Below are 25,339 nucleotides of genomic sequence, written 5' to 3'. Positions count from 1 at the left end.
CGTTCGATCAGAGGCTCGATCGACCGAATGCTTTCCCTCACGAAAATCAACTCGGCGAAGAATCAGAAGCGCAGCGCAAAGAGCGGCGACGGCTACCTTTTCTATATCCGGAGCCCCTCAACGCGCGAGCGCAGCGACTTCGTCGAGTATCTCCGCAGCTCGCTCGGCCAGCCCGCCCCGTTCTGGGCGGGCGACGGCGCGCGGCTGCTCGGCCTCGGCGACACTCCCGAGCCGGAGCACGTCGAGCGCCTGGCCCACGGCTTCCACCCGCTCACGGGCGAGCCCCTGGTCCAAGGCGCGGGCGACCGTCATGTCATGGGCTTGGACATGACTCTCTCTGCCCCGAAGGACGTGTCGGCCGCGTTCGCCGCGGCTGACGCGAAGACGCAGCGAGAAATCATCGCGTGCTTGCAAGAGGCCGCCCGCGCCGCTCTGCGCTACGCCGAATCGGGGGCGCTCACTCGACACGAGAAAGGCGGACGCGTGCAGCGCGAGGCGGACGCGACGCTAGCCGCGTGCCACACCCACTTTGCCAGCCGATCGCTCGATCCGCAGCTCCACTGCTGAACGTAGGAAAACGTCAGAATTCGAAAGAATGGAGCGCGCTCGAACTGCGCCCGCAATTTGAGCGCAAGCTCGCCACGGGCGCGATGTTTCGCGCGGAGCTGGCGTGGCGCATGCGCGAGCTTGGCTTCGCCGTGGTGGCTGACGGGCCGTATTTCAATCTTGCCGGCATTTCCGACGCGCAGCGCGAGGCGCTCTCGACGCGCAGCCGGCAAATTCGCGAACACCTCGACAAGCATGCCGCGGGAAACCATGGCGCGGCGGCGAAAAGCGTCGCGGCGCTCAACACGCGCGCTGGGAAAGCCGAGCCTCCCTTGCCCGAGCTGCTCGCGCTCTTCAAAGAGCAAGCCGCGAGCGTGGGCCTCGACGCGTCAGCCGTGGCAAGAATGCGGGCGTCCCCGCGGATCGATCCAACCGCGGAGCTTTCCGCCGACTCGCTTTCGTCGCAGCAACCGTTCATGCTCGATCACGGCGAGCTTCTCGACGAGCTGACGTCCAGCCAATCTTGCTTCACGCCACAAGAGGCCCTTGCCCACATTTGCGCGATGGCGATGGGGCGATGGTCGTCGGCCGAATGTCTTGCGGAGCTTGGCAGTTTTCTTCAAACGGACCAGGTTGTCGCGCTCGGCGCGACCGAGCAAAACACTCCGGTCTTCACTTCCCGCGCAACCCAGGAGCTCGAAACGCTCGCGACCGATCGCGTTCGTCGCGGCGCGGACAACACGCGGCATCAAATCGACGAGCGTCTTGTCGAGGCTCGCTTTGACGCTTTGGAACGTGAGCTTAGCGCGAGGCTCAACGCTCCTGTCTCGCTCGCTCAGCAGCGCGCCGCCGCTCTTCACGTCGCCTCTCGAACGGGCGACCACGCCTTTGTCGAAGGGTGGGCAGGCGCTGGAAAAACCACGCTTCTAAAAGCCCTCGGCGAAGCCTACGTCGAGGCGGGATTCAAGCTGGTCGGATGCGCGCAATCGGCAGCCGCAGCGCAAAACCTGGCCCGCGAAACGGGCATCGAGTCGCGCACGATCGCGAGTTTGCTCCTCGCTCTGCGCAACGGCCGAGCAAAGCTCAGCGAGCGCTCCGTTTTGTTGCTCGATGAAGCGGGAATGGTCGGCTCTCGCGAATTCGCGATGCTTCAAGACGCCGCCATCGCGGCCGGGGCTAAATTCGTCAGTGTCGGCGACTCGAAGCAGTTGCAGCCAATCGCCGCGGGCGGAATTTTCCGCGCTCTGGTCAACATTCACGGCGCGGCGGAAATCTCCGCCATTCAGCGACAACGCACGGACTTCGGCCCCCTTCTTGACTGGCTCGACAGGCAAGCCGAGCGAGGCGCGGGGATAACGCCACAGCAAGCCACAGCCGTTCGCGAACTGCCCGAGAGCGAACGTCTTGCCGCCGCCGAGGCGATCTGTCAGGGCAGCAAGAAATTGCGCGCGGCGTTCGAACGGTGGCGCGCGAAGTATGACCACGAGTGGCTGCGCTTGGCTGTCGAGCAGCTCGCCATGGGCGAGGCGCTGCCCGCGCTTAGGCTAATCGACTCTCGCGGGCGCCTCATGCTCTTGGAGGGCCAGGAGTCCGCCTGGGCCGCGATGGTCGACGCATGGAGCGCGGACAAAACTCCGCTAGCGTCGAAAGCAATGATCGCCGGCACTCGCGCCGAAGTCGCGGAGCTCAATCGACGAGCGCGCGAGCGTTTGGTCGACGCCAGCGCGGTGCTCGATCACGCCGGGGCGGAAATCATGATTCGCCATCGAGACGGCGCGACGGAAACCAAGCGCTTCGCCGCGGGCGACCGAATCGTTTTCACGCAAAATGACCGGGAGATCGGCGTCGCGAACGGCGTTGCCGGCACAGTCAAGAAGATCGACAAGGTTCGCGGAGATTTCTCGCTTGTCGTCGAGCTCGACGCTCCAAATCTGCATGGCGATCGTCGGGTCGTCGTCCCGGCGTCTTTTGCGTGCTTCGATCTTGGCTACTGCCTGACCAATCACAAAATCCAGAGCAAGACCTATGACGCGGCGTATGCGCTGGCGAGCCCGATGGCGGATCGCGAATGGATCTACGTCGCCGCGAGCCGCTCTCGCTTCGCGACGACAATCTTCGTCGATGCCTCGATGATCGGCGCGGCCGATCCGGAGTCTCACCTCGCCAACCGCGAGCAGTTGACGCGCGAGCAGCAAATCGAGGCGCTCGCGCGCGGCATGAGCCGCAGCCACGCCAAAGGCACAACTCTCGACTATCGAGACGCGAACGGCCGCGAGCCGGCAAATCACGCCACAAACCCGACGCGCGCCGAACAGGCAAAAGCCTCCGCAGGCGCTAGCCGCGACGCGCGTCCTTCGGCTTCAAAAAGCAGGCGGGGCCAGCGCGGCGCCCAACGAGAGAAAGTCAGCGAAAGCGATCGGCGCGCCGCCACGGCCTTTTGCGAGGCTCTCTCGATTGGCAAGCAAACCATCGCAATGCGACAAGAGCCGCGCCGATAAACGCGATGCCGCCCCTCTGGCGATCTCGCCTTCGCGGCCAAGCCGGACCAATCGCAGCGTCAGCGCAAGCGCAGACAGCCAAATTTTTGATCGGGCAACTCTCGGAAACAGAGGAGAAAAAGAATATGGCCTTCGCCGCGTTTGACGGACCGGAATGGAAACGAAGCCACGTTGGCGTTCGCCTGACTCAGCGCAGGAAGGCGCGATTGATCGCCCTCGCGCGCGAGTTGCCTCCGGAGGCGACACCGACCGACGCCATCGACAGAGCGCTCGACATCGCCCATGCCTGGCTGATTTCTCGCGGACGTGAGGAAGAAGAAGCGTTCGGCGCTTCGGACATCGCCGCCTCGCTTAACCGACTTGACGCCGGCCTCGCCGCGGCGACGGCGTTGCTCGACAACAAACTGACGCTGGTGGCCGACAGGCTCGCGGCGACGCGCCCCCTCCTCGAAGAAGCGGCGGCCGGAGCCAGACGACTGCATCGGCTTGCCGACGCCGCGCAAGCCAATGACGAATCCGATCTTGATGTTGACGACGGCGAGGATCGTGCCGAGCCGCTTTCGATCGGAGATTGGCTCAGCGCCGAAGCACGACGCGCCGGCCGCCAAATCCTGAAGTCGGCGTTGGTTCGCGCCGAATGGTCGGCCGCAAGGAAAGTTTCTCGCGGGCGGTTGTCCGTCGATTTCTCGTGCCGGCTGCTGGCAATCGACGGCGAGCACGTCCGAAATCTGGCCTCGCCGATCTCTCTCGCGCGAATGGATTTGGTCGACTCGCGCAGCGCGTTGGCGAGCGTCAGCGCGATCAACCCGGTTTGCTTTTTGTGCGAACCGCGCCCCGTGGAAGCATGGCTTGTTCGCGTTCATTCAGTCCAGGCCGAGGGAAAAATTGGCGAAATGATCGCCTCGTTTGAAGCGTGAAGCTGGGCGCCCTGAGCGCTTTTTTGCGCGCTTGAAAAGCGTGCAACGAATGTGGCACCGAAGGGTGCGTCAGGTGTATAAGAAAAAATTGAGATCAAAAACGGCGACGAGTCAACAAAACAGCCCTCGCCCCGCGTTCCGCTCTTGCGCTCATCAGGCCAAGGCGCGCCAAAGACTCGCGCCAACAAGCTCAATCACCCGAGGCGTTGTCGAAACCGATGTCCGTCGTGTCAACGATGAATTCTCGCGACTCCCACTCTTCGCCGCGAAATTTTGTCCGCACATTCACCTGGATCTCGGAGGGCGCATACACCACGCCATCTTCAACCGTGATCTTTCCACTGCCCATGAGGTCCGTGGCCCGCGCAAGCCCTCTCTTAATCCCGCGCTCATACCATTCGAGCGCCTTCGCCTTCATCGCATCGGGAATCTCGTCGAGCAGCAACTCGAAGTCTTGGCTTGGCCGGCGAGTGTGCACAGGCTCACGATCCAGCGCCCTGGACAGTCCGTTCACAACTTTTCTGTATGTGGCTGGCGCCGCCCCTGACGAGTCCCCTTGGATCGGCTGACCTTTAAGCGCTTCCCTGAACACTTTCGACATGCGATCCCCCGTGAAAGGATTTTGATGTTTATGGACAAATGCTAGCAGGGAAACCGAGCGAGCGCGCCCAAAGGGAGTCGCCCTGGTTGTGTTTGATACCGCGTGAACGCTACGCCGCGCGCTCCTGCTCGGGAGGCTCAACGCGATACCCGGCGTGAATCAGAACCCGTGCGCACAAAGCGATGAAGCCATCGACGGACAGATCGTTTTTTGCGTCGTTCGTGCGCCACGCGCATACCTTGAACGCCGCCGCGCTTGCCGACGCCTCGACGTGGTCCACCGTGGGCAACAACGCGAAGCCCGCTTTGTAATGATGCCGGCCCTCTTGGGATTCGGCGTTCGCGTATTTGCTGATGAGCGTCCAGTCGAGCTCTTCGCCTGTGTAGTCGTCGCGCCCGCCACTCGCGACAACCGCTTCGTGAATCGCCTGGCGATAAGCGGCTCCCGTTGCCTCATTCGCAAAACGCTTGCGGTCCCGGCGCACATGAGCAACGGCCTTGCGAGCAAGCCAGCGGAAATAGACTTGTTCCGACACTACGCCATCCAGAAAATGAGGCAACTGATGCTTGCGCTGCGACATGGCTCTTCCCCGTTCAATATCCGCCCCGATCAACACGATGGCCCCCTGCTACGTGCCAGCCAGCCGCCTGGTCCCATCGCCGACGAAACGCTCAAAGAGCGTATTTGTCGCTGCGGTTCTTAAACGCCGGCTTCGTCCCTTCGAGGATGTGAATCACCTTTTCGAGCATCCTCGGGTTCTCGATGCCCCCGGCCTCATAAGTGAAGCTGTGCTCGGTCTTGTTGCACTCCGCGTAAATGATCTGCTCGGCGTCGCACACCACGGCCAAGTTGGGATTGTGGGTGACGATGATGACTTGGCGCCGTTCCTTGGCTGCTTTGATGCATTTGACCAGGATCTTGTAGATCGTCTGGTTGTCGAGATTCTCCTCCGGCTGGTCGATGACGATGGGGATGTCGTCCTTGTCCACGAGCAGGTAAAAGACGAGCAGCAAGAGACCGCGCTCCCCCGGCGACAATTGCCCGATTTCCTGCTGCGCGTAAGTCAGCGAATATCGCGGCGACAGGTAGTCGAGTCCATAGAGGTAATCGAGCACCTCTCTTGGCCCGGCCGTGCGTCGAACTTGGTCGGCCAGCCTCGTCGACCGCCCTGCGTCGTCTCTGCGATCGTGGCGAAGCAAATCGTCGAGCCTTTCTGCAAAAGCGATCGTGCCGTCCGCCGTTGAGAAGTCTGCTTCGCTCAGAAGCTCCCGCATCCGTTGGTCGCTGTCCTCGATCCCGTAAAACGATCCTCGCGCCTGGCGATTGATGCTCGCGAAGAAGCGCTCCTGAAAACCCGACTCGTCGATCCGAACTTGGAAGTCGAGAGGAAGGGGCATGTCCATCTGCTGCGCCGATTGAACAAAGGACTGAACCGGTTCGTATAGCCGACGGTATTCATTGACGGCCTCCACGATCAACGCATGAACCTGCTTGGCCTTCTCGACCCGGCTCGCGCGCAAATCAGAAAGCCGCCCCGGCAATGCGGCGAGCCTCTCGATCTCCGCTTCCAGCCAGCCAATGCTATTTGCCTTGTCCTTCCCGCCGATCAGTTCGGTTTTCGCCTTTTCCCACGCTGCGAGCGCTTCCTTGTATTGGATGAACAGGCGCTGCCTCTCGCCGAGCTTCGTCTTCGTCGCCTCGATGGACGCCTTGACGGTCTCGCGTCGCTTGATGAGGCCGCCCGCCTCTTCGCTCAGAAGCGCCCCGTCAACGCTGAGAATCTCCGTGGCCGCCGCCGCGCCAACTTCATTGACGGGAGCAAGGTTGATTTGCAATGAAACAAGCTGATCGGGGCGAATTTCCGCGCCCAATTCGCCCAGCAAAGGGGCCAACTCTTGGAGAAACTGGTCGTGAGCTTTCTTGTGATTGTCGACCGCTTGCGAGATTCGCTTCGCCAGCGCCTGCCGCTTGACAGCCGCCCCCTTGCGATCGCGAAGCTCCGCCTCCTCCTTGTCTACGGCCGCCGCTTGCGCTTCGAGCTGCTGGATCAACTCGGCCGCTTGCTCCGATTCGCGCTGCGCTTCCGGTGAGGCGCCCGGGTCTGCGACCTCGACGGGTTTGCCTGCGTCAAGCGCCGCCAGTTCAGAGCGCTTCGCCTCAAGCTGCTTCTCCAGCCCCGTCCGGAACTCAGCCGTCATCCGATCCTCGGTGGCCAGAATATCGGCATTGATCCTCGAAATCTCTTTGATGATGGCTTGCCTCGCGGCATTGATTTCCGCGACCTTGAAGTCGATCAACGCATCCATTGATGGTTGGTCAAGCCGGTCCTCTTCGGGGACATGGGAGAAGATGATTTTTCGAAGCTCGCTGTCGAACGTGGATGAGCCGCCCTCGCCGAGCTCGTTGCACAGCGTTTCGAGATACAGTTGCGGCAAATATTTGACTCGCTCGACGCTTGTCGGCGAAGGGTCCTCGTCAAGCTGTCGCGGCGACTCCGTGCCGTCCCGCCAGACAATCGTGGCCGTGAAGTGCTGCGCCAGCTTCCCTTTGGGATTCCGAAAGCGCAGCTCGTTCAAGAACGAAAAACCCGCCCTGTTTCTCGCGTCGACCATGTTTTTCGTGTCGCCCGCCAGCGCAATGATGTCGGACAGAGCGCTTTTGCCGCTTCCCTTGTTGCCGATGATCGCCACCAAGTCACCGTTGAGAGGCATGTCCACGTCGAACCATGGTTCTCGCAACGCAGAGCCAGGCTTCTTCTTCACGCGAATGGACGAAATGTATTTCGTCCTGTTTCGTTCGACCAGTTGCCGCTTCGGCGGATTGTCGCCGATATAGACGCGGTTCGAAAACTCGCGTATCGCTTGGACCAGGCCCGCGAATGTGGCGTCCGCCTTGATCCACGTGAAGCAGTTGCCGATGCGGTCCTTGTCCTTCTCCGTGCTCAACCAATGGGCGTCCGAACAGTCCAAAAGCAAGGCATTCACGTTCGCGTCAGCCAAGCTTTTGCGCGCCTTTTCATAAGCCGCCGGGCTCTCCGCCGCAGTGAAGACGAGATCCGCCTCGTTAATGACGGTTCTCTTGTCTGCGATCGTGTGGTCGCTCCAACGCAGGCTGTCCCATTCGGTTTTGCCGATGGCAAGCAAATGGCTACGCTCGAAGTATGGTGTGTTGAGCGCCTCCTTGACCTTCTCCATGCTGACGTTCAACGAATTGAAGCCCTCCGTCAGCGGGTCGTCATAACCAGACTTTTGGCCGTCGGGTGCCGCGGCAATGATGGCTTCGCCGAGCGCGCGCAGATTTTCGCGCGTGATCACACCGCCCCATCTCGCCCCCTGGCTGCTCGCTTCCGGCGTCAGCGTGTAGTGCCGCGTGATCGCGCTGAGGAACTGATCCCGAATAAGCGCGGGCTCGACTTCGTCGAAAATAACGTGCAGGTTTATTCGGCTCCAATTCGACTCGGAGAATCCGTCTTTCGTCCGTTGAACGATGCCGCCGAACTTGTCGAGCCGGAGTTCAACGACCGGCAGAATCAGGTCAAGGTTCTTGAGCCGACCGTGTTCCCGCTTCGCCCGCAAGACCCTTTCGTAGCCATCGACAAACACGTAGTCGTTGATGCCCACCACCTTGAACTCGGGCGGCAAGGCCTCGAGATCAGAGATGAACGCCTCCCACGCAGCGTCGGCACCGCCGCCAGGGTAGTGGTGAACGATGGACGCCGGTGTGTGGACGTGCAAATCCCACTTCTTCCACGTCGATCCATTTTTTTCGTTGGACATGCGGTCTCCGCGCTGTTGGCTTGTTGTCGCGCTCTCTCATTTCCGCGGCACAAACGCCGCGCCTCGGAACGCAAACTATATCGCCGGAACCGCTCGGAAGGTAGGCCCAAATCGGTCGCGCGGGAGAGCGCAAAGCGCCAAGCCATGCGGCGTGGCAAGACTTCTGCGGTTGCACGCAAAACGGAACTCGATCGCCAGCCACTCGCGTCGGCGCGCCGCTGTCGCGAGTCAACTCGGCGAGCGTCAGGGGTCTCAAGTGGTGCGCGCCTTGGCCTTGATCCAACGCCCGAGGCACAGATCGGCGGCTTTCCGCACATCGCCAACGATTGCCGACCTCTCCTCCGAGTCGCGGATCGAGTGCGCTTTATGACTGAGCTCTGCGATCCGCTGGTGCGCGGCATTTGTCGCTTCGTAGCGTGGCAGCGTCATGTGCTTAAAGATGTCGCCGACCTGAATGTCAACGTTGTGAGCCTCCACATATTGGCCCACGATGGTTGAGTTCAGCATGCCGCACAGATAGTGGGCCTCCATCTCGTCGTCCAGCGCCACAAAAAACACCTTGTGGTCCGGGACGAAAGGCCTCGTTCCCACGAGCGGAACTCGCCCGCTTCCGGCCACCGCTGCACAGAAGTTGCCGGGCATCTCCGCCCAAATCACTTTCCAAGGCGCGAACGTATAGTCGCCAACGTTGTAAATGGTGAAATTGGGCGCTTTAGCCGGCCGCATCCGCGATTTCCACGTTGACCGCTGCTCCAATACGTCTTTGAACGAATTGAGGTATCGGCGTGTCGCGGGCAATTCAAGAACGCGCTCCCCCGCCGCATCGAAGTCGGACTTCTTGATGCCGACGTTCGGGACCAGCGTGTAGAGGTGAAGGTCGGGCTTCAGATAGCACGGCTCGAAATCCGAGGCGCCCTTTACTAGCGGAAACAGCCAATCTGGCTCTATCCACGCCCGCTTGGCGACACCAATGTCCTTGCGGCCAGAGCTCGGCTGCGTTTCGATCTGAACAAGATGATCCGCCTTGTTTTGATCGATGACAGGAACGAAGTAGACACCGTTGAGATCGGTGGTGATCCCCTTGTGCCCCTCCACCCATTCGCAAGGACGGGCAATCTGGCTGATTTCCAAAAACCTGCCGATCGGCAGCACTGCCCACGGCGAGCCCACGCCCCCAACCGGCGTCGCCTCCCAGGTGTCACGCTCGACCCGCTCCAACACCTCGTCCAGAGCAAGCTCCGGCGGTATCCGCCGCGTATAGCCCTCGGCAGCGTCCCATACCTTGTATGGCACCGGATAGGAAGGGCCGGTCTTTCCTTTTTGAAACAAAGCAATCGCCGTTTTGTTGGCGGCGTTGGGAAACGGCTTCAGCGCCTTAAGATCTTCGACCTCGATCGGCGAGAGATGGGAGCCGCGGTCAATGCGGAAATTCCGGAAGCCGGCGGACGACGGATTCTGAAAAAGAATCTGAGTGATAACGAACGCCATGCGGCCACCCATCTTTAGCCATTTGTCGCCGGTCGTGTAAGTGATCATCGCCGAGATGTCGAGCTCGTTGCCGCCATGGTGCCCTGTCTCGGAAAAGATGTCGTATCGCTCGCACGTGGGCTTAACGCGCTCCCGATAGGTTTCTGGAAGCCGAGACCATCGCACCCAAGGCGGGTTTCCGACGATGGCGTCAAAGTGGCCCGCCGTTGCCGACCAAAAGAAGTTTCGGACAATGCGAAACCAAATGCCGTTCCACTTCTGCTTATGCAGGTTCAAAACCTGTTCGTATGTTGTGCGCAAAGGCTCTGACCAAGCTTGCGCTTCGGCCCTGCTCAGCAACTTGGCGCGCACCAAGGCGGCGGACATGATCGAATATTCATGGCTCAGCTCGACGTGCTCGCCCATGAGGTCAAACACAGAATCGAGCCTGGGCCGGTTGAATGCAAGCGTCGCGGGCAGGTGAATGTCCAGGCTAGCTCTGCGGCTGCCAATTCGATATTGCACCACGTCTGCATCGCCCTCTGGATCCGCCGCGGGCGAGTAAATCGCATCCGCCAACAGAATGGGCAGCTCCACCCGCCGGCCGCGAGCGGAAGACAACAGATCCGCGATTTCCATCAGGAAATTCACGCGAGCGGTTTGAACCGCCAACGGGTTGAGGTCGAAACCCCAAACCTCGTCGAGCACGGCGTCGACCGTCGCCCTGTCGTCCAACCCCTTCCGGGCGGCCTCGGCGCGCTTGCGCCGGATCACCTCGACGAGGAAAGAGCCGGATCCGCATGTCGGATCGAGAAATCTCGGCCCGATCCACGCCGAGGGGGCAATCTTCGCGACGGTCAGCTCAACCAGCCAATCAGGCGTGTAGAACTCGCCCAGGCTCTTGCGCAGCGTCTCGGGCACAAGCCCCTGATAGAAATCACGCAACGCGTCTCGCTGTCGCCCGAGACGATCGGTCCGATAAAGCGCGAGCTTGCCGATCAGGGCGCGAAGCGCGGGAATCAAATCTCGCGCGTCTTCCGGCGTTCCGGCCGCATCGATATACCAACTGAAAATCGCTTCCTCGACGAAACCAGCGAGCCCCGCCGTCTCGAACAACTGACCCCGCTCGATTTGCAGCCGAAGCTGGTCGATCAGTTGCGCGTCATCCATTAACGCAGAAAATGCTTCCGCCGGACCGGCGATCGTCGTGAGCCCGTGCGCGGATACGATTTCCGCCGCGAGCAGCTTGATGATAAGAGAGTTGTAGGTGTGGATGACAAACAAGCGCGCAGACATCGAATGACGCTCGGCGCCCCGCCATGTGAAGCGCAACACCTTCTCGATCGTCTCAATCTGGAAGCCCGAAAGATCCGCCACCTGTCCGTAGAGCGCCCGCCATTCCTCAAACAACATCGAAATCTTGCTTACTTCGGGCGCGTCTATGGCGCCCTGAAGCGCATGGGAGAGGGCTTGCATGACGGCGCACGCGGCCTCTGACGCATGCCCGAAGTCATCAAGCAAGCTTTCCGCCACAACAGGGCGACGAAAATTATTTCGACATGCCTCGATTACCATCCCCACGGAAACAACGGAGAACGGCAAAAGATAGTTGTGTCGAATCGCTCCCCCCACAACCTGGGCAAAGCACAAATGCTCCCCGTCGATGGCGATGCCGATGAAGTCCTCCGGCGGAACTCCGGTTTCCTCGGCCGCCTTCAGGATGTAAGGAAGCAGGCGCTTATCCATCGCATTTTGGAAACTCGCGCTCTTGTCGCTGCCGTTGAAGAGGCCAGGCGCTTTGAACTCAATGACCACGTTATTGAGGCTGAGGTCTCGCCGAGCGCGCTCGGCGTCGAAGATTACGTCGAGCGCGGACTCGAGCGCGGATATCCACGCTGCGCGAACCTCCTCCTCTCCATGCCACCTCCTGCGACGGCGATCAATATGGTTGTAGGCTTTTATGGCGATGGCGTCTGCGGTCATCTCATGCGGAATGGGTAGTTGCGGAGGCGTCCGGCGCGCCCCGGCCCTCCCGTGCACCTCAATGGCGCGGGGACAGCGCGCTCGGCGCATGATCGTCGGGTCCGGCAGCGCCTGAACGCGAGCGATTATAGAGGCATCGGCCGTTGCGGACGAGGCTGGAGAAGCCTCGCAGGGGAAGCGCCGACTCGCTTCGGACCGTGCATGAAAGGCAACAGGCCTCATCAGACACCCTGAGGGCGGGAAACGGCAGGCGCTGCATTTGGGTTGAGTTTCCCCAATCAAAATCTATTTTCAATAGAATACATATATTGAGAGATGGTTGAGAGAATAGCCAAGAGATGAGGGGCAGGTGGGATCGCCGGCCATCTCCGCGCCAGACGATCGGTCAACCTCTTGGGGGCACGTGCCCTTGGCAACCTCCATCAGTCGTGGGAGAATGGCTAAGTCATTGAGATCCCGCAGTTTTTTGATTTCCCATCTGTTTGTGCACCGAGAGCCCGACATGAGCGCCCCAACTGTGGACATCCACGCCGTTGTCGACTACATCATCGTCAAGCTCGACGAGGGAGAGGTGTCGCTCAATGTTTTGAAGCTGCAAAAGCTGCTTTTCTACGTGCAAGCGTGGCATCTCGCATTCAACGACGCGCCGTTTTTCCGGGGCAAGTTCCAAGCATGGATCCACGGGCCAGTGAATCGCCAGATATATGATCGCTTCAAGGACACGCACAGCCTGTATGCCACCGTTCGGCGCAGCGACGTGCCGGATGCGAATGCTGCAGAACTGCTTTCCGAGCGGGCCTGTGCGCATATTGACGAAGTCCTAGAGGCGTATGGGGATTTGTCCGGCACGCAGCTTGAGGCGATGACTCACTCCGAACAGCCGTGGCTGGCGGCGCGCGCCGGCCTCCGTTGGTCGGAGCGAGGTGAAAGGGTCATCGACGAAAATCTAATGGCCGACTTTTACCGGAAACAGCTCGACGAAGTCGAATAATCGAGGCGCACGCAAATGGCTCGCCTCGGCAAGGTGGTCGAGAAACGCTCTGCTCAGATTGAGGTCGACTCAACGCAGGCCGAGCAACTCAAAAAGAAACTAAAGCGCGCGCCCACCGCTGGAACTCGATGGAGTTTTTCGTTCACATTCTTCCGGGAAATCGAAAAATTCGGGCTTAGCGCGGGCGACGTTCCGCAGACGTGGCTTCTCTCCGTTCTCGAGCGCTTCAAGGAACTCGGTAGCCAAGAAGTTGACGAGATTCTGAGCGATCACGTAAAACGAGATTACTACCGATTCCACCCGATCGATTGGAACGCGAGAAACATTCCGGTCAAGCGCAAAGAATTGGACTGGATTGCAGAAGACTATCGGGACAACGAGGAGGAGTTCCCGCTCGCGCAGTTTATGGTCTCAATGGGCCGAGGGCGGATCATCGGTTTTTTTGATGAGAAAAACGTGTTCCAGGTTGTGCTGCTGGATCCGCTTCACAACATGCAGCCGTCCTCTCGCTTCCATTACTTAGTCGATCCGTGCTCCCCGCTTGGGTGTGAGTTCACGAGACTGCACAACAGCATCTCCGATGTTGTAAGGAAGGCGGACCACTCATGCGGTTGTGGGGTCGCGAGCGCCGTGGGAACCTTGTTAAAAGACAACGGCTCGCTTGAGAAATATTCCGTTTTGCCGATTCGTATTGACGACCCGTCGATAATTGATGAAGCCGAGGAAATGGTCTCCTCGGGAGCGGCGGAGAGCTATGCGGATATCTTCCTCGAGGGGCTTTGCTCGGTGGTGAGTCGCGCCCCCAATGCGCCGCCCCAACCGCCCGCGGATGCCCCTTCTCCGGCAGACGTGCAGCCATAAGGCCGGCATGCCCAGACAGCCTTTGCGCTAGACCAGCGACCGCTGGCTCACTTTTATGCGGCAGGTCATCCCTAGCTAGTAGCATTTGCGTTTGAGGGCGCTTGGAGCGTCGTGGCAGGCGGGGGCGTCCCAACGACTTTCTTGGCGTGCGATTGCGGGAAGCTCGGGAACGAAAATATATTACATTTTACTTTCGTTGCAACGATTTTTCGGGCCGACAGATGGTCCTCAATGCGCAGAAGGTCGGTGTATAGTGACTTTCTGTGGGCAAACCCAACAAAGGGGAACAAAGTGACGGTTATTCGATTTCTGGCGGAAACTCCGAGCACTCTTCGTGACGTTCGACATCGGGAGCAGGGCGAGCCGTCAGGAGGTGTCGCCACCAAGCAGGCAGCAGCGAACACGGCGGATCAAGAGCCATTTGAATGCTCATCCACCGATCGGGAGCTTTCGGACCACCAATTGCAGGCTCTATGGGGCGCCTATCCGGAATGGGATTCGCTCGAAATCGTCGACCCATCCTGAACCTGAAGGATGACGCAGACTGATGAGTGAGCAAAGAATAACGATTTGGTCCCCGCAAGCGGGGATAATAGTCCGCTGCCCCTTCCCTCTAGAAGAAGACCCAACAGTTCCAGGGCCTGAAAAAAGGTTGGTTTATATCTCTTCAGTCCGAAAGGCACGGCCGAATAAATTGGAAGAATATGTGGTGCTGGCATGCTATGGATCAGCGAACCAAACCACCGGGCTTACTACGCAAAAGCGAATTACCCCTTACCAATTCGAAGTAAGCAATCAGTTGGAATTTGGCGCCGCTAGACTCAAAGAACCCACGCGATTTAACTTGGCTAGGAGCGCGCCGCTGCCTTGGACCACCAAATGGTTTTCGGCTACCCCGGATTTTGGAACCCTTTCATCAGCCACAAAGGCCGCAGCGGACAAGGCAATGATTGAGGCTGAAACTTACCTCAAAAAAAATCCACTAAAGAAATTTGGCTACAAACCAGAATACGAAAAAACCAAACGCGGTGGCAGAACGATAATGACGCTGATCGATCCCCCTGATGAATGGGGAGACTAGGTCAGCATTTTTTCGCCCAGATGAAAGTCCGCGCGCAATATCGGGCGCGGACGGAGAGGTCAAAGCGCTGTTTTGAGTCGAGTGAAACCAAGCGCCTGAAGTCCAACCTCCGTCGGTTCCCACATGTCTCACTGCGTTTGCGATGTCCCATCAGGGAAACAACGGCGCTAGAATTGGGGGTCCAAACCAGTGGACCACCGATTTCAGGCCCAGAAGCCCCGCAGAGCCAGGCGGGGCGGGCGTTTCAGGAAGTTGACCTTTTCTCCCTGATTCGCCACCAGTTGCAAGAAAAAGCCGCTGCTTCTCACGAAGCAGCGGCTTTTTTGTTCTGGAACGCCGGGAATGCGCCCGAACAGGGGCATTACGCATCTAAAGCCCAAACGTTTTAGATGCGAGCGATTTTCCGGGAGCGGATGCTATCGCGCGCCGGCGGCTACCGTGTAGTACCGAGTCGTTCCCGCCACGCTGCAATGTGTCATAGCAACAGGAGGTCAGACCGAACGGGAGCAAACCCCGGCTATCCTGCTGGCCAGCCCCATTCCGCGGCGGTTGATCCTCGCCGCGCAGGCTGCGTCTCTGATGGAATTGGGAGCGCTCGTGCGGCTTCGATATGGTGGCCCGCGCCAGCAGTTTCGGCGTGACAAGGCCGGTTACAGGGATGCAGTCTGCTACCTCTACGGCTAAGCGCACACGCAGCATCTACCGCCTCACGGCAAAGGAATCGCAAATCACGCGACCGGTAAAGATCAAGTCGTACTCCATACCAAGCAAACATCGTGCGCAGAGGTTCACTCCTTCGCGCAAATCCTGTGCGCACCTGTGAAGGCTGTAGGTAGCAGCTCGCGCAAATAAAATAAGCATCGAAAGCGAACGATGCCAGTGAGCGGCGCAGAACAACGTGTTACGCGCGCAGCAGCCCTGCGTATCCGGGGAGTTGAAAACGCAAATAGATTGCGTAACCCATGTGCATCAAAACGCAAACGGAGACGGTCATCCACAGCCCATAAACCGTAGTTGACATACAGCGAAAGTCCTTACAGCAGGATAGGCTTGCGCCGGTTTTGGGCGCCGACGCAACATGGAAGCGCCGGCCGGCTGTCAGCGGATTCTCACGACTGATTCGGTTCAAGTGGTAAAAGGCGCGCTCCGAGAATAGCTTCTGCAGACCTTCCCGCAGCAACGGTGCTGGTAGCATCCTTGATGGCATCGACGTCTCTGCTCGGAGGTAGGCCGAACATTCGCCGGTATTCCCGCGTGAATTGCTGGACGCTTTCATAGCCCACGGAAAACGCCGCGCCGCTGGCCGACACACCTTCCGACGCCATCAGCCTGCGAGCTTCGATCAGGCGCAATTGCTTCTGGAATTGCAACGGGGACAACGAGGTCGCCGCCCGGAAATGCTGGTAGAACGACGATGGACTCATGCGGGCCTCGGACGCCAGCCGCTCGATCGGCAGCGGCTGCGCGAACTCGCTGCGCAGCAGGGCGACAGCACGTGCCACGCGCTGGGTGTGGCTCTCCGGCCAGCCCAAGTGACGGATCGCGGCGCCGTGTTTTCCGACCAGCAGCCAGTAGTGCATTTCCCGCACGAGCTGGGCCTGCAGAACGGGCAGCGCCGCGGGGCGTTCGATCAGCCGCATCAGGCGCAGCGCTGCATCGGCCACCTCTGAGTCGGATGGCTCAACCCGCACGGGCGACCCTTGGGCCGCGGGCCCCAGTTTCATCTCCACGGCAAGTTCGGCGATAGCCGTCAGATCCAGATCCAGCACCAGCGAGAAGTACGGCTCGGCGGCGCTGGCGCGCGTGACCTGGCTTACCGTCGGCACGTCGGCCGTAATCAGCAGCGAATCGCCGGCGCTGAAGTCGAACGTTTTCGTACCCATCGTGACCCGCTTGCCTCCATGCAACACCAGGCAGGCCAGCGGCCGGGAAATCGCATAGTCGATCCCGCTCGGCTGGGTCGCCCGGATGGTGGTCAGGGCCGGGATGGGAGTTTGGGCCACGCCTGTCGGGCCAGTATAGGCACTCGCGTAGCGGCGCACCGCGTCGAGCAGGGTGTCGTTCATATCGTCGTGCTACGAGCGTTTTTTACCTCGGCATCCTAGCGCGTTTCAGGCGGCGCGAAATCCACCTTCGGAGGAAAAGGCCAAGAACTCGGCGATTCAGGCAAAGGTAATCCACGTTCCGCGCGACAAAATGAACGCCTTCTTACACGTTACCAAGGAGTCGTTCATGAGCAGGATTTCTGTCGTCACGGGTTCCAGCCGCGGCCTCGGCCGCAATACCGCCCTGGCCATCGCCAGTCGGGGCGGCGACGTCATCATTACCTATCACAGTCGCGAAGCAGAAGCCAAGGCCGTGGTCGCCGAGATCGAGAAGCTCGGTCGCAAGGCGGTAGCCCTTCAACTGGACGCCGACGACGCCACCACTTTCGCGGCCTTCGCAGAACGGCTGAGGACCGCGTTGCACCAGACCTGGCAGCGCGACAGCTTCGACCATCTCGTCAACAACGCCGGACATGGCGACGTGGCGCCGATTGCCGAGATGAGCGAGGACGCGTTCGACAAACTGGTCAATGTGCACTTCAAGGGCGTGTTCTTCCTCACGCAGAAGCTGCTGCCCCTGCTCGCTGACGGGGGGCGCATTGTGAACCTGTCCACTGGTCTGACCCGAGTGTCTGCCGAAGGCTGGTCGGCTTATGCCTCGGTCAAGGGTGCAATTGAGGTACTGACCGTATATATGGCCAAGGAACTGGGTCGCCGCAAAATCTCGGTCAATGCGGTGGCGCCGGGCGCGATCGAGACTGATTTCTTCAACGGCGCCGTGCGTGATACCCCGGAATTCAACAAGTTCTTCGCGGACATGACGGCTTTGGGTCGCGTCGGTGTGCCTGACGACATCGGGCCGATGATCGCCAGCCTCTTGTCCGAGGACAACCGCTGGGTCAACGCACAGCGCATCGAAGTGTCGGGCGGTCAAGGCATCTGAGCCAGAATGCCGGACACCTACGAGTTTCATCAACAGCGAGCTTTATAAATTGGCGGATGCGCCGCATCTGGCCGACGTCTTTGTCCCAAGGCCGGCTTACACGCTTATGTTGTTACGACCTGTTTCTATCGAAGGAGCGGACCGCCGTGCCTCTGATCCATGTTCATTACCCGACCGGTACGCTGGCTACCGAGGCGCGCAACGCGCTGGCCGAAGAATTGACGCATGTCTCCGCTTCAATCTCTTCGTTTTCAGCCGACCGCTTCGATATCATCATACGAAGCGGTTAAAGTGAAGCCCTACCGAAACTTCGTCAGCTTGCAATGAGCGCTTTTATTCGCGAAGGCGATACGACAGATCACGGTGGCAGAGTGTTCGCCTAACAGCCAGGTCGAAAGCAAATCCGTCGCCCGTTTGGGAGACATGGTCTCGTGCCCCAAGTGCGGGGGCGTCTACCCGATCGTCCAAATCCTGCCGCGCGGGATGACCATGCATGGAAAGCCGCCGGCCTTTGAAGGCGACAAAACGGCTTGCGGCGCCACGCTGATCGCGTCCCAATCGGTCGCGACGGCTCAGCCCACCAGCGGGGCGAGCGGCCAAGCGGGAGCAATCGCCAACCACGAGGCAACAGGCGACGGAGCCGGGCCGTATCGAGGCCGGTTCCAGGTGCTGGACGAAACGACCGGCAAGCCAATCGCCAACCACCCCTACACACTTCACACCACCGACGGCCAAACTCTTTCCGGACAGACCGACGCAAGCGGATACACGCAATGGCACGAAGCCGACGCCCCCGCGTCGCTACGGTTCTCGTCGGAGTCGACGCAGTCAGCAGGCGTTGAGGATGGTGCATGAGCGGCCCCGGCTACGGGACCGGCTCTGGAGCTGGAGGCTTGACGAGCGGCGGCCAAACGACGCCGGTTCAACTGCGGCCGGCGTTTCCCGACCCGATCGACAAAAAGGTCATCTGCAAAGCCATTTGCGTGTGCAGTCGCGAGCCGGACACCGGGTCCACCGGGCAAAGCCTCAGGCAGCAGTGCGTGTCGCGGAACCTGCGCGACGTTGACCGATCGATGGACTGGCAGAGCCCCTACAAATCCGAGGTGAACTACGACATGACGCAGACGCCACCCGCGCCAATCATGCGCTCAGCGTCACCGACCGAGGCACACCCCTACCTGCCGGGCTGGATCGCCAAATACTGGCCGGGGGGCCTGGACGCGTATCCCACTGGCTCCAACACCGTGCGCCGACCAGACATCGTTATCGTCAAGGACGGCTCGCTCCCGCCGACCCAAGACAACATTAAGGGCGTGATAGAGATCAAGTTTCCGCCGCAAACCAAAGATCCCGAACAGGACGACGACTACGCGCGGATCGCCGGCTCCCCCAGCAAGGTCGCGACGATGGGGCCGGGAGACTGCGACTGCTCGGGGGACGACAACGGCGAAAGTCCCGTTCGTGCGCTCTCCGAAGCGCTTTCCGGGCTCGGCCGTTCGTTGCGCCAGATGATGGGGCAAGGCCCCTCGTCGCTACCGGGCATGGGCGGATTGCCAATGCCGCCCACACCAATTCCCGTTCCATAATTCAGATTTGCCGGCATCGAACGACCATGGACAAGAACTTTCTCGATTGGGCCAAAGCCAACCAGGGCAAGGCGCTGGTGCAAAACGCGCTGTTGGAGCCTCGCTACGCCCACGAGGGCATTGGCGCCGCAGTCGTCGTCCGCGCTTCGCTTTACTTCGAGCGAGCGTTCGACACTGCCGTCCGCGAGGCGCTCGTCGATTGCTTCGAAGACTATTGCGCGTCACCGGGCTGCAAGCTGACGTTCCTGTGGCATAACGGGAAGACCGCGCAAACGTTCGCCAAGGCCAAGCCCATGAGAGCTATCGCCGCGAGTCTCGGCCCGGAAGATCGCTTCGACTTCTGCTACGTCGGCGGAGAGCGCGCGTCGGACGCGAGCCTGTTCGAGTTCGAGATCACCGGCCTGCGCCAATGGCAAGAGAAGATGGGCACACGAGGGCTCAACTCCCTGGCGTTCTCCTGGCCAATCGTCGCGGTTCAGGAGAACCCGGACGCCTTCGCCAAGCTGTTCTTCGACGCGGCCACGCGCGTGAGCGCGGTCCATGGCCAGGCAGGATGCGCGGTCAATCTGTCGCCCACCGAAGCCGAGCCGAACGAGCCAACAGAATATTGGATTTCGCAACTCATGCCAGGCCTCGACGTGGGCAGGCCGGAGTTCAACTCCGTCCGCGACCTGAAAGGGAAAATCAAAACCGTCAACTGGCTGACCGCAATCAGCAAGCCGATGCTCGCGGAGACCGGCGGAGTCGCGGCGTTGCGCTCCGAGTTACCGCCGAGCTGGTTCTCGATCGGTGATTACGGTGCAGGAATCGCCATTCGCGCTGGTGTTCTGCCCGAATCAGGCATCTCGGACAGCGAGGACAAACCTCCAGTTCCGCCCCCCGCCTACGTGGTCCTCGACCATGCGCTGCGCGCAATACGAGCTCAGGAGATGGATGTTCTTCAACGCGGCACCGTCAACGCGGGGGCACCGGTCTACAACACGCGCCAATCCACCGCCGCCTGGCTGCGCCGTTTCGAAACAGACGAAAACGGCCTGCTCGCCGCGAAAGCCGCGCTGCTCGACACGCCGCCCCTCGCGCCTTCCAACACACTGCCGAATCCGCTTTGACGCGGCTCGCCGCTCTCTTCGCCTTCCGCCGGGTCAAAGGCAAGCGCCCACGCCCGGCGTAGCGCACCCTTGAGACACGACGACCGCGAAAAATGGCACAGGCTTCACGAAGCCGCAACGCATAGCGCGACCGCACGCTCAAACTCAAATCACCGCTATCTCGTTGTTCACCGACGCCCTTGAACGGGCGCCGGTGACGTGCCGTTTCGCTTGAGAATCATGCAGTGGACGGCGCAAAGCCGAGTCATCACCCCGGCGACTTGCCACTCCCCCACCGCCCGAATCAAGTGCACGCGCTGACGCACATCAGTGCACGCCGTCCCCGCCCCAGGGCAAAAGCGCCGCCTTCGCCGCACCAGGTCCTCGACTCAGCCGCGACATCGCCCCTGGCACGCTTCCCGCTTTAAAGAGCGCGCAAGGAGCCGGCGCAACCTCCGGTTCGACAAACAATCTGGCAATGGACGGCTAGGGTTCCGGCCTGCTTCGCGCAGGTGCTGGTCCGAGAGCTGTCGACCTCAGGCGAGGTTACACGGCGGGACAAAAGCCCGGGAGAGAACGCGATGTTTGCGCTGCTCCCTGCCGTCGCTAACCGTCCCATCCGAGGTCAACCCATGTTCAAGCTCGTGCGCTGTCTTGGCATTGCCGCCGTCTCCCTCGCCACACTCGCCTCCGGTTCCGCGTTCGCCGCGGGCCGCAACGACTTCAAGGTCTGCTGGACCATCTACGCCGGCTGGATGCCGTGGGGCCAGGCGAAAACCCAGGGCATCGTGTCCAGATGGGCCAAAAAATACGGCATCAATGTCGACGTCGTGCAGCTGAACGACTACGTCGAATCCATCAATCAGTACACGGCCGGCAAGTTCGACGGCTGCGCGATGACCAACATGGACGCGCTGACGATTCCCGCGGCCGGCGGCGTGGATTCGACGGCCCTGATCGTCAGCGACTATTCGAACGGCAACGACGGCGTGCTGATGAAGGGCAAGGGCAAACAGATCGCCGACCTGAAGGGACAGCAGGTCAACCTCGTGCAGTTCTCCGTTTCTCATTACCTGCTCGCGCGCGCGCTCGAAAGCGCGCATATGAGCGAGCGCGACCTCAAGGTCGTGAACACGTCGGACGCCGATATCTCCGGCGCCTTCGCAACCCCTTCGGTTCGCAACACGGTCACCTGGAACCCGATGCTCGCCGATCTGAAGGCACAGCCGAACGTCAGCGAAGTCTTCGACTCCAGCAAGGTTCCCGGCGAAATAATGGACATGATGGTCGTCAACACGAAGACGCTGCAGGAGAACCCCGCGCTCGGCAAGGCGCTGACCGGCGCCTGGTTCGAAATGGTCGCGCTGATGCACACCGACTCCGCGGCCAGCACCTCGGCGCTGACCTCGATGGCCAAGGCCTCGGGCACCGATCTCGCCAACTTCAAGGGCCAGTTGTCGACGACCGCCCTCTTCTATTCGCCGCAAGCCGCGCTCGCCTTCGTCACGAACCCCGACATGCCGAAGATCATGACGCGCGTCGCGCAGTTCTCGTTCGATCATGGCCTGCTCGGACAGGACGCGAAGAGCGCGGATGCGGTCGGCATGGCGTTCGACAAGGGCGTCGTCGTCGGCAACCGGAACAACGTCAAGCTGCGCTTCGATCCGACCTACGTTGCGATGGCGGCGGCGGGCAAGCTCTGAGAGGGGCGTTCAGGGTTCCTTATCAGAGCTCCCGCTTCAGGTTCCTATCCGAGGTTCCTATCCGAGGTTCCTATCCGAGGTTCCTATCCGAGGTTCCTATCCGAGGTTCCTATCCGAGGTTCCTATCCGAGGCACCTATCCCAGGCTCCCACTCCAGTCACTCCACCAGGCGTTCACCATGCGACTCATCAATCGACATCCGAGCCGGATCGGCGGCTTGATGCTGCTCCTGCTGCCGTTCGCCGTGCTGTTCGCGGTCTACTTCACCGGCTCCTCGATGCGGCTCTCGCTCAATCCCGATGACAAGCTGCTGCCAAGCGCGACGCAAATGAGCGATGCGGTGAAATCGGCCGCCTTCACCGAGGACAAACGCACCGGCGAATACCTGCTGTGGGCCGACACGCTGTCGAGCCTGCGGCGGCTCGGCATCGGCCTCGCCGTGAGTGCCGTGATCGCGCTCGTCGCCGCCATCGCGACCGGCTCGTTTCCGCTCGTCGGCGCGACGCTCTCGCCATTCATCACCGTCGTCTCGATGGTGCCGCCGCTCGCGGTGCTGCCGATCCTGTTCATCGTGTTCGGACTCGACGAGTTGTCGAAGGTCGTGCTGATCGTGGTCGGCATCACGCCGGTCATCATTCGCGACCTGCATGCCCGCGCCCGCGAGATTCCGGTCGAGCTGTGGGTCAAGGCTCAAACGCTGGGAGCCACGAGCTGGACCGTGATTCTGCGTCTGGTGCTGCCGCAATTGCTGCCGCGCCTGCTGGTGGCGACGCGTCTGTCGCTCGGCGCGGCGTGGCTCTTTCTGATCGCCGCCGAAGCGATCGCGTCGACCGACGGCCTCGGCTACCGCATCTTCCTCGTGCGCCGCTATCTGGCGATGGACCTGATCCTGCCGTACGTCGCGTGGATCACGCTGCTCGCCTGGCTCACCGACGAACTGCTGCGCCGGCTCACGCAATGGTGCTTCCCGTGGTACGGAGGCGCGCGATGATCGAAGTCCGCAACGTCTGGAAAGAGTACGGCGACCAGGTCGTGCTGGAGCGTCTGAATCTGACCGTCAAGGAAGGCGAGTTCTGTTCGATGGTCGGCGCGTCCGGCTGCGGCAAGTCGACGTTTCTGCGGCTGCTGCTCGGTCAGGAACGCGCGACGCGCGGCACGATCCTGCTCGACGGCAAGCCGCTGCCGGCCGAGCCCGACCGGCATCGCGGCGTCGTGTTTCAACGCTACTCGGTGTTCGACCACCTGAGCGTGCTGCGCAACGTGATGCTGGCGCTCGAACTTCCGCACGCGCAGCTCACCGGCCGGCTGTTCGGCTCCCGCCGGCGCGCGGCGCGCGACGAGGCGGCGGCGATGCTCGAACGCGTGGGCCTCGGCGCGGCGCTCGACAAGTTTCCGCAGCAACTCTCGGGCGGCATGCAGCAACGTCTCGCCATCGCGCAGGCGCTGATCACGAAGCCGCGCGTGCTGCTGCTCGACGAACCGTTCGGCGCGCTCGACCCCGGCATCCGCAAGGACATGCACGTACTGCTCTCCGACCTGTGGCGCGAATCGAAGCCCACGATCTTCATGGTCACACACGACCTCAAGGAAGGCTTCACGCTGGGCAGCCGCGTGCTGGTTTTCGACAAGGTGCGCGTCGATCCGCAGGCGCCCGGCGCCTACGGCGCGCGCATCACCTACAACATTCCGCTCGACCGCAGCCGCGCCAGCGCGTCGGCCGTGCATCTCGCCGAGGCGGCCGTGCGAGGCGCCTCCGGCATCGAGCTGGTCTCCGACTGAAGGACACTCCGTTATGAATCCAGGTACGACATTGCTGCTCGAAGAAACCGTCCCCGGCGGCGCTCACACGTCGCTCGTCGTGAAGCGCGGGCAGTCGCTGCGCGTGACCGATCTGCGCGGCGGCGCAAACGTCAGCGTGATGATGGTCAACGCGACGGAAAAGAGCGAACGGCTCAATCTGCCCGATTCGCTGAAGTGCCAGCACACGGCGAAGCTCACGGCCGGGCACTGCCTCTACTCCGACATGGGCCGCGTGCTCGCGGCGATCGTCGCGGATACCTGCGGCTGGCACGACAGCATCGGCGGCGTATCGAACGCCGCCGAGGTTCTCGAACGATACGGCGCAGGCCGCTACGAGGAACTGCGCAACGCGTTCTATCGCAACGGCACCGACAACCTGCTCGTCGAAATGGGCAAGTGGGGCCTCGGCATCGAGGACCTGCTGATGACGCTCAACCTCTTCAGCCGCGTCGATGTCGCTGACGACGGCGCACTCGAATTCGTGCCCGGCAACTCGAAGGCCGGCGACTACGTCGAGCTGTACGCGCCGATGCATACGCTCGTCGTGCTCACCGCGATCCAGCATCCGCTCGACCCGAACCGCGAGTACGCGCCCAGGCCCGTGAAGCTCGCATTGCGCGACGCGTCCCCCGAGGTCGCCGAAATCTGCCGCAGCGCCTGCGAGGAAAACGTACGCGGCTTTATCAACACCGAACGCTTCTTTCTTTGAGCGGAGACCCGGCACATGACTCATACGCTTACGAACGGCGCGCTGACCGTCAGCGACAAACATCCCGACCACGCGGCCTACCGAGCGACACTCGCGGCGGGCGAGCCGTGGCTGCACGAGCTGAAGGCGGGGCAAACGCTGCGCATCGTCGATCTCGAAGGCAACCAGGCGGTCGACACGCTGTTCTACCGCCTCGCCGATCCGCGCGAGCGCTTCGACCCGCAACGCACGTTGCGCCGGCAAAAGCGCCTCTATCTGACGGCGGGCTCGGTGCTGTATTCGAACCTCGGCAATCCGATGCTGACGATCGTCGCCGACACGTGCGGCCGTCATGACACGCTCGGCGGCGCCTGCGCGCAGGAGAGCAACACGGTGCGCTACGCGCTGGAGAAGCGCTACATGCACAGCTGCCGCGACAACTTCCTGCGCGCTTGCGCTCACGACGGGCGGCTCGCGAAGCGGGACCTCGGCGCGAACGTCAACTTCTTCATGAACGTGCCGGTGACGGCCACGGGCGGGCTCACGTTCGAAGACGGCATTTCCGCGCCGGGCAAGTACGTCGAGTTGCGCGTGGAGATGGACGTCATCGTGCTGATCTCCAACTGCCCACAGCTGAACAATCCGTGCAACGCCTACAACCCGACGCCCGCGGAGCTGCTGATATGGAACTGAAACGCATCCGCGAGTGGCTTTTTCTCATCATGCTGGTTCGCTCGGGGCGCTATTTCACTCACACCCACCCCC

Annotated in this window: 19 protein-coding genes, 2 pseudogenes and 1 riboswitch; of the genes and pseudogenes, 16 read left to right on the top strand and 5 right to left on the bottom strand. The window is 61.2% G+C overall.

Annotation, left to right across the window (positions count from 1 at the left end; all coding sequences use genetic code 11):
- Positions 1-27: 27 nt before the first annotated feature.
- The 3 genes and pseudogenes from mobF to F3J19_RS10995 all read left to right on the top strand — a co-directional run.
- A pseudogene (mobF, locus tag F3J19_RS32600) lies at positions 28-860 on the top strand (MobF family relaxase); the annotation flags it as partial.
- Between the two features lie 90 nt (positions 861-950).
- On the top strand, positions 951-3,044 hold the full coding sequence (locus F3J19_RS32595; protein WP_345891023.1) for an AAA family ATPase: 2,094 nt from the start codon (positions 951-953) through the stop codon (positions 3,042-3,044).
- Positions 3,045-3,169: 125 nt separating this feature from the next.
- Complete coding sequence (locus F3J19_RS10995) at positions 3,170-3,961, top strand: hypothetical protein (protein WP_167040735.1); 792 nt, start codon at positions 3,170-3,172, stop codon at positions 3,959-3,961.
- 190 nt (positions 3,962-4,151) lie between these two features.
- Here the strand turns inward: F3J19_RS10995 and F3J19_RS10990 are convergent, their stop codons facing one another.
- The 4 genes from F3J19_RS10990 to F3J19_RS10975 all read right to left on the bottom strand — a co-directional run bounded on the left by F3J19_RS10990 (position 4,152) and on the right by F3J19_RS10975 (position 11,788).
- Complete coding sequence (locus tag F3J19_RS10990) at positions 4,152-4,562, bottom strand: hypothetical protein (RefSeq protein WP_167040733.1); 411 nt, start codon at positions 4,560-4,562, stop codon at positions 4,152-4,154.
- Positions 4,563-4,671: 109 nt separating this feature from the next.
- Positions 4,672-5,178 carry a hypothetical protein gene (locus tag F3J19_RS10985; protein ID WP_345891021.1) on the bottom strand — a complete coding sequence of 169 codons (507 nt, stop codon included), beginning with the start codon at positions 5,176-5,178 and terminating at the stop codon, positions 4,672-4,674.
- A gap of 55 nt (positions 5,179-5,233) precedes the next feature.
- Positions 5,234-8,338 (bottom strand): TrlF family AAA-like ATPase, encoded by a 3,105-nt coding sequence (locus tag F3J19_RS10980; RefSeq protein WP_167040730.1) that lies wholly within the window; start codon positions 8,336-8,338, stop codon positions 5,234-5,236.
- Between the two features lie 252 nt (positions 8,339-8,590).
- Positions 8,591-11,788, bottom strand: coding sequence for an N-6 DNA methylase (locus F3J19_RS10975; RefSeq protein ID WP_167040727.1), 3,198 nt, complete (start codon positions 11,786-11,788; stop codon positions 8,591-8,593).
- 502 nt (positions 11,789-12,290) lie between these two features.
- On the opposite strand from F3J19_RS10975, the gene F3J19_RS10970 reads away from it, so the two are divergent.
- The 3 genes from F3J19_RS10970 (at position 12,291) to F3J19_RS10960 (ending at position 14,721) form a co-directional block, all read left to right on the top strand.
- Positions 12,291-12,779, top strand: coding sequence for a type II toxin-antitoxin system antitoxin SocA domain-containing protein (locus F3J19_RS10970; protein ID WP_167040724.1), 489 nt, complete (start codon positions 12,291-12,293; stop codon positions 12,777-12,779).
- A gap of 15 nt (positions 12,780-12,794) precedes the next feature.
- Positions 12,795-13,640: a hypothetical protein gene (locus F3J19_RS10965; protein WP_167040721.1), complete on the top strand. Its 846-nt coding sequence runs from the start codon at positions 12,795-12,797 to the stop codon at positions 13,638-13,640.
- A 547-nt stretch (positions 13,641-14,187) separates the two neighbouring features.
- The gene (locus tag F3J19_RS10960; RefSeq protein ID WP_167040718.1) at positions 14,188-14,721 is read left to right on the top strand and encodes a hypothetical protein; all 534 of its coding nucleotides are present in this window, start codon (positions 14,188-14,190) and stop codon (positions 14,719-14,721) included.
- Positions 14,722-15,830: 1,109 nt separating this feature from the next.
- On the opposite strand, the gene F3J19_RS10955 is transcribed toward F3J19_RS10960, so the two are convergent.
- Positions 15,831-16,787, bottom strand: a complete 957-nt coding sequence (locus F3J19_RS10955; RefSeq protein WP_167040715.1) for an AraC family transcriptional regulator — start codon at positions 16,785-16,787, stop codon at positions 15,831-15,833.
- A gap of 166 nt (positions 16,788-16,953) precedes the next feature.
- Between F3J19_RS10955 and F3J19_RS10950 the strand changes: the two genes are divergently transcribed.
- From F3J19_RS10950 to F3J19_RS10905, 10 genes and pseudogenes are all read left to right on the top strand, one after another.
- Positions 16,954-17,709: an SDR family oxidoreductase gene (locus F3J19_RS10950; RefSeq protein WP_167040712.1), complete on the top strand. Its 756-nt coding sequence runs from the start codon at positions 16,954-16,956 to the stop codon at positions 17,707-17,709.
- Between the two features lie 146 nt (positions 17,710-17,855).
- Complete coding sequence (locus F3J19_RS10945) at positions 17,856-17,999, top strand: hypothetical protein (protein ID WP_167040709.1); 144 nt, start codon at positions 17,856-17,858, stop codon at positions 17,997-17,999.
- 33 nt (positions 18,000-18,032) lie between these two features.
- Positions 18,033-18,564, top strand: a pseudogene (locus tag F3J19_RS10940) (PAAR domain-containing protein).
- The gene (locus tag F3J19_RS10935; protein ID WP_167040706.1) at positions 18,561-19,295 is read left to right on the top strand and encodes a VRR-NUC domain-containing protein; all 735 of its coding nucleotides are present in this window, start codon (positions 18,561-18,563) and stop codon (positions 19,293-19,295) included. The pseudogene F3J19_RS10940 and the gene F3J19_RS10935 overlap by 4 nt, the downstream one beginning before the upstream one ends.
- 26 nt (positions 19,296-19,321) lie before the next feature.
- Positions 19,322-20,404, top strand: a complete 1,083-nt coding sequence (locus tag F3J19_RS10930) for a type VI immunity family protein (RefSeq protein WP_167040703.1) — start codon at positions 19,322-19,324, stop codon at positions 20,402-20,404.
- 454 nt (positions 20,405-20,858) lie between these two features.
- Positions 20,859-20,958, top strand: a riboswitch (guanidine-I (ykkC/yxkD leader).
- 57 nt (positions 20,959-21,015) lie between these two features.
- Positions 21,016-22,086 (top strand): putative urea ABC transporter substrate-binding protein, encoded by a 1,071-nt coding sequence (locus tag F3J19_RS10925; RefSeq protein WP_167040700.1) that lies wholly within the window; start codon positions 21,016-21,018, stop codon positions 22,084-22,086.
- 178 nt (positions 22,087-22,264) lie between these two features.
- On the top strand, positions 22,265-23,077 hold the full coding sequence (locus tag F3J19_RS10920) for an ABC transporter permease subunit (RefSeq protein WP_167040697.1): 813 nt from the start codon (positions 22,265-22,267) through the stop codon (positions 23,075-23,077).
- Positions 23,074-23,865 (top strand): ABC transporter ATP-binding protein, encoded by a 792-nt coding sequence (locus F3J19_RS10915; RefSeq protein WP_167040694.1) that lies wholly within the window; start codon positions 23,074-23,076, stop codon positions 23,863-23,865. Before F3J19_RS10920 ends, F3J19_RS10915 begins: the two co-directional genes overlap by 4 nt.
- A gap of 13 nt (positions 23,866-23,878) precedes the next feature.
- Entirely contained in the window at positions 23,879-24,595 is a 717-nt protein-coding gene (locus tag F3J19_RS10910; protein ID WP_167040691.1) for an urea amidolyase associated protein UAAP1, read from the top strand.
- A gap of 15 nt (positions 24,596-24,610) precedes the next feature.
- Positions 24,611-25,267, top strand: a complete 657-nt coding sequence (locus F3J19_RS10905) for an urea amidolyase associated protein UAAP2 (protein WP_167040688.1) — start codon at positions 24,611-24,613, stop codon at positions 25,265-25,267.
- Positions 25,268-25,339 lie beyond the last annotated feature (72 nt).

Origin of the sequence: Burkholderia sp. Ax-1724, assembly GCF_011752995.1 — a bacterium.
Lineage (GTDB): Bacteria > Pseudomonadota > Gammaproteobacteria > Burkholderiales > Burkholderiaceae > Paraburkholderia.
The sequence above is the reverse complement of the archived record's forward strand: the minus strand, read 5'-3'. Positions and strand labels throughout refer to the sequence as shown.

Bases quoted from the DNA above. Each gene is read 5' to 3' on its own strand.
- F3J19_RS32595 (WP_345891023.1), top strand. From the start codon at position 951: ATGCGGGCGTCCCCGCGGATCGATCCAACCGCGGAGCTTTCCGCCGAC.
- F3J19_RS10995 (WP_167040735.1), top strand. From the start codon at position 3,170: ATGGCCTTCGCCGCGTTTGACGGACCGGAATGGAAACGAAGCCACGTT.
- F3J19_RS10990 (WP_167040733.1), bottom strand. From the start codon at position 4,562: ATGTCGAAAGTGTTCAGGGAAGCGCTTAAAGGTCAGCCGATCCAAGGG.
- F3J19_RS10980 (WP_167040730.1), bottom strand. From the start codon at position 8,338: ATGTCCAACGAAAAAAATGGATCGACGTGGAAGAAGTGGGATTTGCAC.
- F3J19_RS10975 (WP_167040727.1), bottom strand. From the start codon at position 11,788: ATGACCGCAGACGCCATCGCCATAAAAGCCTACAACCATATTGATCGC.
- F3J19_RS10970 (WP_167040724.1), top strand. From the start codon at position 12,291: ATGAGCGCCCCAACTGTGGACATCCACGCCGTTGTCGACTACATCATC.
- F3J19_RS10965 (WP_167040721.1), top strand. From the start codon at position 12,795: ATGGCTCGCCTCGGCAAGGTGGTCGAGAAACGCTCTGCTCAGATTGAG.
- F3J19_RS10960 (WP_167040718.1), top strand. From the start codon at position 14,188: ATGAGTGAGCAAAGAATAACGATTTGGTCCCCGCAAGCGGGGATAATA.
- F3J19_RS10955 (WP_167040715.1), bottom strand. From the start codon at position 16,787: ATGAACGACACCCTGCTCGACGCGGTGCGCCGCTACGCGAGTGCCTAT.
- F3J19_RS10950 (WP_167040712.1), top strand. From the start codon at position 16,954: ATGAGCAGGATTTCTGTCGTCACGGGTTCCAGCCGCGGCCTCGGCCGC.
- F3J19_RS10935 (WP_167040706.1), top strand. From the start codon at position 18,561: ATGAGCGGCCCCGGCTACGGGACCGGCTCTGGAGCTGGAGGCTTGACG.
- F3J19_RS10930 (WP_167040703.1), top strand. From the start codon at position 19,322: ATGGACAAGAACTTTCTCGATTGGGCCAAAGCCAACCAGGGCAAGGCG.
- F3J19_RS10925 (WP_167040700.1), top strand. From the start codon at position 21,016: ATGTTCAAGCTCGTGCGCTGTCTTGGCATTGCCGCCGTCTCCCTCGCC.
- F3J19_RS10920 (WP_167040697.1), top strand. From the start codon at position 22,265: ATGCGACTCATCAATCGACATCCGAGCCGGATCGGCGGCTTGATGCTG.
- F3J19_RS10915 (WP_167040694.1), top strand. From the start codon at position 23,074: ATGATCGAAGTCCGCAACGTCTGGAAAGAGTACGGCGACCAGGTCGTG.
- F3J19_RS10910 (WP_167040691.1), top strand. From the start codon at position 23,879: ATGAATCCAGGTACGACATTGCTGCTCGAAGAAACCGTCCCCGGCGGC.
- F3J19_RS10905 (WP_167040688.1), top strand. From the start codon at position 24,611: ATGACTCATACGCTTACGAACGGCGCGCTGACCGTCAGCGACAAACAT.